General features: G+C 69.7%; 11 protein-coding genes. 5 read left to right on the top strand and 6 right to left on the bottom strand.

The window, feature by feature from the left end; translation table 11 throughout:
* Positions 1 to 205: 205 nt before the first annotated feature.
* Positions 206 to 2557 (bottom strand): hypothetical protein, encoded by a 2352-nt coding sequence (locus tag QZ271_RS07700; protein ID WP_291430168.1) that lies wholly within the window; start codon positions 2555 to 2557, stop codon positions 206 to 208.
* Positions 2558 to 2667: 110 nt separating this feature from the next.
* Positions 2668 to 2793 carry a hypothetical protein gene (locus QZ271_RS07705; RefSeq protein ID WP_291430169.1) on the bottom strand — a complete coding sequence of 42 codons (126 nt, stop codon included), beginning with the start codon at positions 2791 to 2793 and terminating at the stop codon, positions 2668 to 2670.
* A 123-nt stretch (positions 2794 to 2916) separates the two neighbouring features.
* On the opposite strand from QZ271_RS07705, the gene QZ271_RS07710 reads away from it, so the two are divergent.
* A complete protein-coding gene (locus tag QZ271_RS07710; protein ID WP_291430171.1) occupies positions 2917 to 3123 on the top strand; it encodes a hypothetical protein in 207 nt (68 codons plus the stop codon).
* A gap of 381 nt (positions 3124 to 3504) precedes the next feature.
* Here QZ271_RS07710 and QZ271_RS07715 read toward each other — a convergent pair whose 3' ends face one another.
* The 4 genes from QZ271_RS07715 to QZ271_RS07730 form a co-directional block, all read right to left on the bottom strand.
* Positions 3505 to 4335, bottom strand: a complete 831-nt coding sequence (locus QZ271_RS07715; RefSeq protein WP_291430173.1) for an isoprenyl transferase — start codon at positions 4333 to 4335, stop codon at positions 3505 to 3507.
* A 72-nt stretch (positions 4336 to 4407) separates the two neighbouring features.
* The gene (mutY, locus tag QZ271_RS07720; RefSeq protein WP_291430189.1) at positions 4408 to 5424 is read right to left on the bottom strand and encodes an A/G-specific adenine glycosylase; all 1017 of its coding nucleotides are present in this window, start codon (positions 5422 to 5424) and stop codon (positions 4408 to 4410) included.
* A 181-nt stretch (positions 5425 to 5605) separates the two neighbouring features.
* Complete coding sequence (locus QZ271_RS07725; protein WP_291430175.1) at positions 5606 to 7138, bottom strand: hypothetical protein; 1533 nt, start codon at positions 7136 to 7138, stop codon at positions 5606 to 5608.
* Positions 7139 to 7624: 486 nt separating this feature from the next.
* Positions 7625 to 7855: a hypothetical protein gene (locus tag QZ271_RS07730; RefSeq protein ID WP_291430177.1), complete on the bottom strand. Its 231-nt coding sequence runs from the start codon at positions 7853 to 7855 to the stop codon at positions 7625 to 7627.
* Between the two features lie 157 nt (positions 7856 to 8012).
* Between QZ271_RS07730 and QZ271_RS07735 the strand changes: the two genes are divergently transcribed.
* The 4 genes from QZ271_RS07735 to QZ271_RS07750 form a co-directional block, all read left to right on the top strand.
* Positions 8013 to 9563, top strand: a complete 1551-nt coding sequence (locus QZ271_RS07735) for an NAD(P)/FAD-dependent oxidoreductase (protein ID WP_291430179.1) — start codon at positions 8013 to 8015, stop codon at positions 9561 to 9563.
* Between the two features lie 135 nt (positions 9564 to 9698).
* On the top strand, positions 9699 to 10082 hold the full coding sequence (locus tag QZ271_RS07740) for an NUDIX domain-containing protein (RefSeq protein ID WP_291430181.1): 384 nt from the start codon (positions 9699 to 9701) through the stop codon (positions 10080 to 10082).
* Positions 10079 to 11131, top strand: a complete 1053-nt coding sequence (locus tag QZ271_RS07745; protein WP_291430183.1) for a carotenoid biosynthesis protein — start codon at positions 10079 to 10081, stop codon at positions 11129 to 11131. The genes QZ271_RS07740 and QZ271_RS07745 overlap by 4 nt, the downstream gene beginning before the upstream one ends.
* On the top strand, positions 11121 to 11550 hold a 430-nt coding region (locus QZ271_RS07750), incomplete at its 3' end, for a 1-acyl-sn-glycerol-3-phosphate acyltransferase (RefSeq protein WP_291430185.1). The genes QZ271_RS07745 and QZ271_RS07750, both read left to right, overlap by 11 nt.

Genomic DNA, 11550 nt, shown 5'->3' on the forward strand with positions numbered 1-11550 from the left:
CTGCTGTTGTGCGGGTGGAAGCGAGACGGTCTGTCGGCTGTTGCATTCACAACCCACTCATCCGCTGTGCTGCCAACGGCACGCCCGACGGTCCTGAGCGTTCCTGCTCGCGCTACCTGAGTAGAGCGGCGTTTGTCAACCTTTTAACCGAAGGCCGTATGAGCGAGGCGCGCCCCACGTCCGTGCAGGACGCGCCCCAGGTAGATCAGTTAACGGTGACGGCGAAGTCGGCGGTCAGGGTGCCGCTGGCAGGCAGCGCGTCGGGAATGTTGTCGCCATCGGCATCCACGGCCACGTCGATCACGGTACCGGCGGCCAGTCCGGCGGCGGGGGCCGTGGCACTCCAGGCGCCGGCCGTGGTGCTACCAGCAGGAGTCACACGGTAGATGGTCGTGGCGGGCGCGGGGTTCAGGGCCACGCTAGCGAAGGTGGTGTTGACGGGCACGGTATCGCTCAGGAAGAACTTGGTCACAACAGTGTTGTAGCGGTTCTTAGCGATGATCTTGTACTTCAGTGTGTCTGTGGGCTTGGCGCCGTTCGCGCCGCTGGCCGTGTAGTCGGTGGGGTTGGCGATGCCGTTCTTGGGGTCGGACCCGGCCGCCACGCCGGTCTTGAGGATGAACTTGGCGACGGCCACGGACCCGGCGGGGGCCACACGGATGATGTTGTTCGTGTCGGTCATGGGGATGGTGCTGTAGTTCCCCACGGCGTTCTGCGTGACGGTGTAGTCGCCGGTGGCCGTACCGGTCGGAATCTGAATGACGGCCAGGGGCTTGTACTCGGTGCCAGGAGCAAGGACGGGCGTGATGAACTTGTTGTAATCGGGGCTGGCCTTATCGGTGCTGACGCGGGGCAGCAGGGAGCCGTCTGGCGCGTAGTACAGGACCGGGACAACCGTGGTGGTCACAGCGCCCGTCACGGGGTCGATCACCTTGACGGTCACGGTGCCGCTCAGGGTATAGCTGTCGTTGTACTGGCCGGTGTTCACGACGTCCATGGGGAACACGGCCGTCTTGTCCGTCAAGTCAGGGCTGCTGATGTCGCCTTCCGAGCCGTTGGGGTTCACGGTCTGGACCGGAGCGGGGGTCACGACGGCACCCACGGCGGCGGTGGCGTCACCGAACTGCGCGGCGGGCGGCATGATGGTGTTCTTGGTGTTGCTGTTCGACACCAGATCGGCGTCCTTCAGCGAGTCCGCGCCGATGGTCACGCTGACCGGGCTGATGGGGTCAGAGTCGTTGACGTCGGGGTAGGTGACTTCCGTGCGGTACACGGCGCTGCTGCCGTTCGGGACAGTGACGGTGGGGTACAGCGCGACGGTCGGATCGTTGGCGTCGACGGACACCTTGATGGGTTCGCCCGTGACCGGATCCAGGAAGCGGATGGTCACGCCGGTGTTGGTGTTCGTGAACACGCCCGTGGCCGGGTCGAAGGTGTAGGCGGGGTCGGGCGTGCCGTCGGCCAGCGCGGGGAACAACTGGACCTTGTCGGTCGCGCCGCCGGTGTTGGTCAGGGTGTTGGTGAACACGACCTGGTCGGGCGTGGCGTTCGTGTCGGCGACCGGGTAGGCGATCTGCTCGTCGGCGGCGACGTTCGTGGCGATGGGCGTGCCGCCGGGCGTGGGATCGGTCGCGCCGCCCGGCACCGGGCTGGGCGTGGCGGGCGGCGTGGTGGGGGCGGGCGTGACATAACCGGTCGCGCCCACGACCGGCGTGGTGTCCCCGACCGTGCCGACCGTTTCGGTGGGCACATCCACGCTGGCGACGGGCGGTTGGCTGGCGGCGGGCAGGGGATGACCGGCGCTGTCCACGGGCGTGCTGAGGTTGGTGTTGGGGTTGTTATCCAGCACGGGGGCGTACACCGTGACGCGAGTGAACTGCAGGTCGGTGTCGACCGGCTTGTTCTCTTCCTGAACGGTGGTGCCGCTGGCGTAGCCGTTACCGGGGGTGACCAGGGGATCAGTGCCGGCGGTGCCGGCCACGGTACCCTCGGGGGACGCACCGAACACGCTAGTAGGCGTGATCTGGGCCGGGTCGGTGGGCAGGGTGATGACCTGAACGATCTTCACGATGCCTTCGTCGGCGGTGGTGGCGGGATCGTCGGGGGTGACGGTCACGGGGGTGCTGGGCGTGATCTCGGTGCCCTGGGTACCGTCCGAATTCAAGCGGTAGTACTTGACGGTCGCGCCCGCTGCACTCCCGGTGGTGTCAGCGTTCACAGTGATGTCCAGGGGGGTGTTGCCCTTGTTAACCAGCGAGTAGGGGGTGGTGATGACCTGACCGGGAACCGCGTTAGTGGTCACGACGGTGGTGCTGGTGAGGGTGTTGCCGTCAGCCGTGGCGTCGGTGTAAACGATGTCAAAGTCGGGTTTGGGGAGCACCGTGGTCGTCACGGTGTTCGAGGTGCTTTTCAGGGGGGCGGCCGTCGGGTTGGCAGGGTCATCGAAGCTGGCCGTCGCGGTGTTCGAGATGGTGGTGCCGGCCAGGGTGCCAGCGGCACCGGCGGAACCAGCGGCCAGGGCGGCCATCAGAGCGATCAGTTGGGTGCTACGTTTCATGGTTGTTCCTCCGGGAAAGAAAGTGAACGGATGTGGGCGGGGGTGACCGGATGCGACTCTGAGTTGCGTCAGCGGAGCGGCGCGAGGCCGCGGTAACCGAAATGCAGTAACTAGGTGGCGCTGATCTGACGGATCGTCCAGCGGACGGCCGTGTCCTTACTGGGTTTCACTTCCACTTCCCTGACCACCCTCCTGCCGTTCTCGGCGACCGTGATCTTCTTTTTCAGTGCGCTCACGGCGAAGGACTGACCCCCGACAATGGACGACCCGGAATGGGCCACGTTCATATCTTTCCCGGGAGCGACGTGTGGCGCAGGCAGCGTGACAGGCACACTCGCCAGGAAGTTCCTGGAGGTGTTATGAACCGTGACGACCCGGCTGATCAGATCACCCGGCCGCACGTCCCCGCGACCGGGGGACAGCTGCTCGGCGACCTTGCCACGCACGTTGATGTTGGGGACGGGCTGGTACTCAGGTTCAGTGGGACGCCGTTCTGCGCCGGGGCCGCGCCGGTGATCAGCGTGCTCAGGTTGCTGGAGATGCGGATATCCATGCGTTCTCCTTGAGGGCGGCACGCCGGGCTACTCAAAGCAGATCAGACGTACAACAGATTGCAGCGTAGGGGTGCTCATCTTACACTTTACTTACACATGTTGCGAGAAGCGCAGTAGCCCAAGACAGCGCAGCCCAACTGACCCACAACGCACCTGACCAAGACATCGAGAAACGCCTTGTGGGAGCCAAGCGAATCCCTTCACATCCGGAAAACGCTGTCAAGCAGAGTTGACCACCCCCTTCTGGGGGGTGTCATATGAACGCCGGGTTGAATGGGCTGCAAAGACCGTTCAATCTGGGCGAAGCGAGTGGGAGCAGAAGCGGGGTCTGGGCGTGGAGTTGAAGAATCGGTACCGTGTCTGCGTTGTGAACGAGACACACAGCAATCGGTACTACCGGCCGAAGCGGCGGTCGCGGCCCTGGAAGTCACGCAGGGCGCGCAGGAAGTCCACACGGCGAAAGCCCGGCCAGTACACATCGCAGAAGTAGTATTCGGAGTACACGCTCTGCCACAGCATGAACCCGGACAGGCGGATCTCGCCGCTGGTGCGGATGATGAAATCGGGGTCCGGGATGTCGGCGGCGTACAGGTGCGCGCTGATGTGCTCGGGGGTCAGGTCGGCGGCGACCTGCGCGGGGGTGCGGCCGAGCTGCTCCTCGGCGTTCAGGTGGCGTTTGACGGCGTCCACGATCTCCTCGCGGCCTCCGTAGCCGACGGCGATGTTCAGGCGCATGCCGTCATAGGTCGCGGTTTTTTCTTCCAGGTCCTTCAGGGCGGCCAGCACCTGCGGCGGGAAGCCGTCGTGCTGCCCGATGGCGCGCACACGCACGCGGTTGGCGTGAATGCGGGGATCGGTGGCCAGATTCCGGGCTTCCTTTTCCAGCAGGCCCAGGATGTGTGCCAGTTCAGCCGGGTCGCGGCTGGCGTTGTCGGTGGACAGCACCCAGATGGTCGCGGCGGGAATGCCGAGTTCCAGGCACCACTGGAGAACCTCGTGGGCCTTGTCCGCACCGAACGAGTGGCCCATTTCACGCTGGATGCCGCTGGCCCGGGCGAAACGGCGGTTCCCGTCGAGGATCAGGCCCAGGTGGCGGGGCAGGTGACCGTGGGCCGTGACCTCGCGGGCCAGACGCTGCTCGTAGCCCCACAGCAGGGCGCCGCGGGCCGCATTCCGCGTTTTCTGAATGGACCGGACGGCGACTTTGAGCGGCTCACGCGACATGTACTCAGTCTAACGCGGCGGGCGGCGTTCTCGTCCCCCAAACTGAGGAGACGCCCCTGTGCGCCCGCGCACTCAGAGCAGCGCGGGTTGCGCGGCCAGGGCCAGCGCCTTCTGATCCAGCCGCGACAGGGCCTCCTGCGCCACCAGGTGGCGCGGCAGGTCAGAGTGCGCGGCGTACAGGTGCAGGGTGACGCGGCGGTGCGTCATGACGTGCGTCAGGGCGCCCAGGAACGCGCCGGGACGGGCGGGCAGCCGCGCACACAGCCGCTCCAGGGCCGCCTGCGGGGTCTCGCCGCACGCGAGCGGTTCGGCGGGCAGGCCCATCAGGCCGCCCAGCAGCGCACCCGCGCGGCGTTCCAGGACTGCCGCCTGCGGCGTGCCGATCAGCACGGCTACCACCGACACGTCGCGCACGGCGGCGCGGACCTTCGGGGCGGGGTAGGCGGCGGGCGTGCCGGACGCGAAGGCCGCGCACCACTCTTTCAGCGGGCACGCGCCGCAGCGGGGCGCGGCGGGCGTGCAGACGGTCGCGCCCAGGTCCATGACCGCCTCGTTCCACGCGCCGGGCCGCGCCGGGTCCAGCAGCGCGTCCGCGCGGGCCTGCACCCAGGCGGGCGTGGGCTGAGGCTCGGCGTGCAGGCGGGCCAGGACCCGGCGGACATTCCCATCGCTGACAGCGCGCGCCTCGTTCAGGGCGAGGCTACTGACGGCCGCTGCTGTGTACAGCCCCACGCCCGGCAGGGCCAGCCACCCCCCGTACGAGCGGGGAAAGCCGTCCTGCGCGACCTGCTGCGCGGCGCGGTGCAGGTTGCGGGCGCGGGCGTAGTACCCGCAGCCCTCCCAGGCTTTCAGCACCGCTTCCTGCGGCGCGGCCGCGAGATCCTGCACCGTCGGGAAGGCGCTCAGAAAACGGTCGTAGTAGACCGTGCCGCGCGCCACCTGCGTCTGCTGAAGCAGAATTTCCGCCACCCACACGCGGTACGGGTCCCGCGCACCTTCCTGACCAGCCCGCCAGGGCAGGGGGCGTCCTGTGCGGTCAAACCACGCCAGCAGCGCGGCGCGCACCCCGGCCAGTCCGGCCGGGGACAGGGCAGCGGCGGGTGGTGGGGAGGTGGGGGATGCAGGGCGGGTCACGCGGGCAGCTTAGGGCCGCCCGGACCGCGCGACGGGCGCGCCCGACACCATCCCAGGCGGCTCCCTCCACCTGCAAGGACACAACAGAACACCCCGGAGCTTCGGCTCTCCGGGGTGCAGGACGGGTGGGTGGCGTTCAGGCGCGCGCGACCTCGCGGGAGGGGGCGCGCACGCGGCGGCGAACGCCATCGGCGTACTCGGACAGGTCGGCCAGCAGTTCCGGCACGCCGACACGCAGCAGGTACTGCCCGCCCGGCAGGGGCGTCAGGGCCAGGAAGGGCGCGCGGGTCAGGGTGTCCAGAATGCCGCCCAGTTCGGCGTAGTTCACGCCGCTGCCCAGCCGCTCGGCAAGGCGGGGCACGCTGACCACCGAGTGCGCCGGCTGCTGCGACAGCGTGAGCAGCACAAAACTGAACGCGCCGCGCTGTGCGAGGTGAGAACTGACCAGTTCCGCCACGCTGGCCGCCGATTCCAGGTCGATGCTTCCGGCCTTCCAGTACCCGCGCAGGTCCACCGGGGACAGCGGCGCCAGCTGCGCGTGCTCGATCAGGGCGGCCAGCGCCTCACGCGTCAGGCAGGGCGTGTTCGGCGGGCGAGTGTCCTCGCTGGTCAGCAGCACGCAGTAATCGGCGTTCTCTTTCCAGGCGGGCGTCTGCACGGCGTTCTCGCTGGTGGCGACCAGCACCGAGTACCCGTGGGTGCCCAGCTCGGCGTTCAGGCGCAGCACGCCCCCACCCAGGTGCTCCAGGCGGTACCCGGTCAGGGCAGCCAGTTCAGCCAGTTGCGCCCCGGCATCCAGCGCCCCCACATCCAGTGCCGCCGCGTCCGTCCGCGTGCCAGGGGCGGCAGGGACGGTCAGGACAGCCGCTGGTCCAGCAGCCGGGACGGGGGCGGGCAGGTCGAAATTCACGTCCAGCGGACGCAGGGGTGCGGACCAGCCGCTGGCGCCCGGGGACACGTGGGGCGCCTCCAGCGCGCGGCGTTCGGAAGTCCGGGCGTCCGTGACGTGGTTCCCGGTGGAACGGGACTGAGGGACCCGGGATTCCAGAACTACCTGGTCTTCGGGGGTGCGGACCTCAGGAGTGCGGGATTCCGTGACACGCACCTGGGCCACGCGGGCCTCCGGGGCGGCGGCCTGCGCCGTGTGCCCGCTGTCCTTGTGCCCACCGTCCTTCCGCGCACCGTCCCTCTGGCTGTCCGGGCGGGCCGCGCCGGACTCCTGCGCCGGCCCGGTGACTGGCCCGGTGACTGGCCCGATGACTGGCCCAGTGACTGGCCCGGTGACCGGCACAGTCTGCATGCGAATCTCGCGGACGTGCGGGGTGGATGACACGACCACGCGGCGCGTTTCGGGCGGGCGGGGCGTCTCGCGGCGCGGCGGTGGGGCCGGCGCGTGCGGTTTCACGACCGCCTCGACCTGATACCGGCCGGGAGCCAGGGCGGTCAGCATCAGCACGTCGTTCACGCCCAGGTGCTGCGCGTGGTACAGCCCGCCCAGCCCCCACACCCGCATGCGTTCCAGGTCCACCTGCACCGCGTGCTCATCGCCTTTCTCATCGACCAGCACGGCGGGCCCCGCAGTCGGGAAGGTGCTTTCAAGGTACTTGAGGAGGCGCAGGCTGCCTTCTTGCAGGCAGGGGCGGGTCACGATGTACCGGATTGATTTCACGCGTTGACTCCTCCGTTCACAACGGCCCTGGGCGATAGGGACGTGTCAGGTGTAGCTAAATTGTTCCTAAACTAGCAGAAATCATCGCGTGCAACCGCACATTTCCGTGGCCGGCAGTCAGGGCGGGCACAGGCGGCGCGTCTGCCTGCCGGCGCGGCGGACACCCTTGCGGACTGCCGTCGGCAGGAGCAAAGGGCAGGCTGTTCGGAAGACGCACGCTCCGGGGGGCGTCTCCGAGCAAGCGGACACCACCCGGCCTGGCCCACCCAGCACCGCACGCACCACGCCTCCTGGGCCGCGCGCGCGGCTACACAGGCCCGGACGTTGAGCACCACCCTGACCTGGAAAACCCGGGGCAAGGCCATGACCGGGGCAGGGCCATGACTGGGGCAGGGCCATGAAACGCCCGAATTCCATGCGCTACCGGATCAGAACAACCCGCGCAGCCGGAGAGTCACGGAAGGGTGAAAAGAACGGACCGACCCCTCAACGGTGACGGTTCTGGGTGGCCTGCTCGGCGTCCAGACGTTTCTTCGCCTGCGCCCACACGAACGACCGGAAGGCGTCCACTGTGAACCACACGGCCAGCACAGCTGCCACCGCCGCCCACACCCAACTCTGGGACTGCGCGGCCAGGAACGCCAGGACCGCGCACAGCACGGCGAGCGCAACGCTAGAGGCGAACACGATATGGGGGGGCACGCGGCGACCGAACATGCCACGCAGCGTACCCCCCTCACTCTTACTCGCTTCTGTCGCGCCGCCTTCGGGCTGAACGTCACGCTCCGTGCTCTGCCGGGCGCGTACCCGCAGACCAGCGTTCTGGCGGATTGCTGACGCTCTGCTCTGGTGCGGGCGTGGCAGACTGCGCGGGATGCCGGATTTCGACGTGATCGTGATGGGGGCGGGCCACAACGCGCTGGTGACGGCCGCGTACGCCGCGAAGGCGGGCCTGCGCGTGGGTGTGTTCGAGCGGCGGCATATCGTGGGGGGCGCCGTGAGTACCGAGGAACTGGTGCCGGGGTACCGTTTCGATTACGGGGGGAGCGCGCACATCCTGATCCGCATGACGCCCGTGGTGCGGGAACTGGAACTGACGCGGCACGGCCTGCACTATCTGGACGTGGACCCGATGTTCCACGCGTCGGACGGTGAGACGCCGTGGTTCATCCACCGGGACGCCGGGCGCACGGCGCGGGAACTCGAGGCCCTGTTCCCCGGTCAGGGAGAGGCGTACACGAAGTTCTTGGACGACTGGACGCCGTTTGCGCGCTCCGTGGCGGACCTGTTCAACTCGGCGCCGGGGCCGCTGGACATGGGCAAGATGGTCGTGTCCAGCGGCAAGGGCAAGGACTGGATGGAGCAACTGCCGCGCATCCTGCGCCCGTACGGGGACGTGGCGCGGGAGTACTTCACGGACGAGCGGGTGCGCGCCCCGCTGGTGTGGATGGCCGCGCAGAGCGGCCCGCCCCCCAGTGACCCGCTGAGTGCGCCCTTTCTGCTGTGGCACCCGCTGTACCACGAGGGCGGCGTCGCGCGGCCCAAGGGCGGCAGCGGCGGCCTGACGCAGGCGCTGAAACGCGCCATCGAGGCCGACGGCGGGCAGGTGTTCGTGAACGCGCCCGTCAAGGACATCCTGGTGAAAGGCGGCAAGGCGCAGGGCGTCCGGCTGGAGAACGGCGGGACGTACACGGCCCGCGCCGTCGTGTCCGGCGCGCACATCCTGACCACGGCGGGCGCCCTGCCGGACGAGTTCGTGCCCGCCGCCGCCCGGCAGGTCCGCGTGGGCAACGGTTTTGGCATGGTCCTGCGCCTCGCCCTGAGCGAGAAGGTCAAGTACCGCCACCACACGGAACCCGACAGCCGCGTCGGTCTGGGCCTGCTGATCAAGAACGAACAGCAACTCATGAAAGGCTACGGCGAGTACCTCGCGGGCGAACCCACCAGCGACCCGCCCCTGATCGCCATGAGCTTCAGTGCCGTGGACGACTCGCTCGCCCCGCCCGGCGGCGAGGCCCTGTGGCTGTGGGCGCAGTACTACCCCTACGAACTGAGCAGCGGTTCCTGGGACAGTGCTGATCCGAAAGGGCGCACCGCCGAGGCGCGCGAGAACATCCTGAACGCCTTCGAGCACTACGCGCCCGGCACCCGCGACACCATCGTCGGGGAACTCGTGCAGACGCCGCAGTGGCTGGAGACGAACCTCGGCCTGCACCGCGGGAACGTCATGCACCTCGAAATGAGTTTCGATCAGATGTTCTCCTTCCGCCCCTGGATGAAAGCCAGCCAGTACCGCTGGCCCGGCGTGCAGGGCCTGTACCTCACGGGTGCGAGCACCCACCCGGGCGGCGGCATCATGGGCGCGTCGGGCCGCAACGCCGCGCAGGTCCTCGTGAAAGACCTGACGAGGCGCCGGTGGCGGTGAGCCGTTGAGAGTAGCTGGCAGCTGGCGGATGGACGAACCTTCCCCCCTCTCCCCTGGCGCGAGAGGGGCCGGGGAGGAGGGGGCGACCCCGCCGCATTTGCGCACGATTGACTGGGGGCGCCCTTGATCCGGCGCATGGGGGCAGGTATGACCGTCCTGCGGCGCGGGGAGGTGCTGCTGGTCCGCCGGGGCGATAACGCCCTGTGGGACGTGCCGGGCGGCGGCGCGGACGCCGGGGAGTCGCCGGAACAGACGGCGCGGCGTGAACTGCGCGAGGAAACAGGCCTGAGCGTGGGCGCGCTGCACTCTCCGGGCGTGTTTCCGCACCAGCACACGTACCCGGACGGGAACGTGGTCGCCTGGGAGACGCACGTGTTCACGGCCGACTCGGCAGGTGGGGAGCCGCGCGCCTCGGATGACGCGGCGGAGGTCCGCTGGTGGCCGCTCTCGGCCCTGCCGGGCGACGTGTCGGAAGCGACCCGCGCGTACTTCGCGGCGTTGACGGCGGTGCGCGCGTGAGGGTGTCCCTCTCCCCCACCGTGTGGCGTGCCGGACTGGCGTTCGCGGCGCTGGGCGTGGCGTTCCTGGGGGCGCTGCTGGTCATGGGCGGGAACGCCGTGGGCTGGGCGCTGATCGCGCTGGGGCTGCCGCTCTCGGGCGTGCTGGCGCTGGCCGGGGACGCGCTGGGCGCGGAGTTCCCGGAGGTACTGGGCGCGCGGCTGGCCGGGCTGCTGGCGGCCACGCGGCCGTGGATGGCGCTGGTGGCGCTGTACGTGGCGCTGAAAATTCCGGTGCCGCTGTGGCCGTCCCTGTTCCCGGTGCTGGGGCTGGCGAGCACGGCGGCGCTGTGCGCGGCGGCGCTGGCGTTCGTGTGGGAGCGGGTGGGGTGGCTGCGCGCGGCGCTGATGCTGGTCGTGTCGTTCGGGGTGGGGCTGGGCGTGGAGTTGCTGGGGAGCCGCACGGGCATTCCGTTCGGGGAGTACACGTACGCGGGGGCGCCCGCCCCGACGCTGCTGACCGTGCCGTTGATCGTGCCGTTGGGGTGGTTCGCGTTGACCCTGACGGCCACGAGCCTGTCGCGCGGGCGGCCGTGGCTGGCGGGCGCCCTGATGACGCTGTGGGACGTGGGCCTGGAGCCCCTGATGACCGCGCAGGGGTACTGGACGTGGCGCGATCCGCTGCCGCTGTGGGCGGGCGCACCCCTGCAGAACTTCCTGGGGTGGTGGGCGGTCGGGTCGGGCCTGTCATGGGTGTTCGTGGGGCTGGCGCCGGGGCTGTTCGGGCGGGCCGGGGCGGGCTGGGCGCGGCCCGGCTGGCTGGAGCGGGTGGACGGGACCGTGCAGGCGAGCCGCGTGCCGTCCCTGAGCCTGCTGCCCGGTGCGCGCCGCGCCGGTAAGGGCCTGGATTTCCGGGTGGTGTACGCCACCGAGGCGTTCTTCCTGCCGGGCGGGCTGGTGCTGGTGGGCCGCTACCTTGAAGCGGCAGTGACGCTGGCGGCCATGGGGCTGGGGTTGGGGCTGGCGTGGGCGCTGCGTTCGGGTCGGCGTGCGGTGGCCCGTGCCCGGTAAGCCCGTCCCCAGCCTGCCCATGCCCGGTAAGCCCAGGTCCGGGCAGGCTGGGCGGGACCGGCACACCTGGGCGACGTGGCTGCTGTCGCGCAGCGTGAGCCGCAGCGTACGCGCTGGCCTGGGCGGCGTGTGGGTGCGCGGGCCGGTCCCGGTGGGCGGCGCGGTCCTGGCGCCCAACCATCACTCCTGGTGGGACGGGTACGTGCTGCGCGAGGTGGCCCTGTGGGCGGGCAGTCGGTTCGCGGTCCTGATGGGCGCGCGGCAACTGTCACGCTTTCCCTTCCTGCGGCGCGTGGGCGCGGTGCGTGCCGACGAGGTCCGCGCGGGCGTGCGGCGGGCGCGGGTGGGGTGGCTGGTGGTGTTCCCGGAGGGCGCGGTGCAACCCGCCGGGCCGCTGCGGGCCGCGCAGCCGGGCGCCG

Origin of the sequence: Deinococcus sp. (assembly GCF_018260555.1) — a bacterium.
Classification (GTDB): Bacteria; Deinococcota; Deinococci; order Deinococcales; family Deinococcaceae; genus Deinococcus.

Excerpts from the sequence above, each read along its gene's own strand:
- QZ271_RS07715 (WP_291430173.1), bottom strand. The coding sequence starts at position 4,335 with ATGTCGCGTGAGCCGCTCAAAGTCGCCGTCCGGTCCATTCAGAAAACG.
- QZ271_RS07710 (WP_291430171.1), top strand. The coding sequence starts at position 2,917 with ATGAACCGTGACGACCCGGCTGATCAGATCACCCGGCCGCACGTCCCC.
- QZ271_RS07700 (WP_291430168.1), bottom strand. The coding sequence starts at position 2,557 with ATGAAACGTAGCACCCAACTGATCGCTCTGATGGCCGCCCTGGCCGCT.
- QZ271_RS07740 (WP_291430181.1), top strand. The coding sequence starts at position 9,699 with ATGGGGGCAGGTATGACCGTCCTGCGGCGCGGGGAGGTGCTGCTGGTC.
- QZ271_RS07730 (WP_291430177.1), bottom strand. The coding sequence starts at position 7,855 with ATGTTCGGTCGCCGCGTGCCCCCCCATATCGTGTTCGCCTCTAGCGTT.
- QZ271_RS07735 (WP_291430179.1), top strand. The coding sequence starts at position 8,013 with ATGCCGGATTTCGACGTGATCGTGATGGGGGCGGGCCACAACGCGCTG.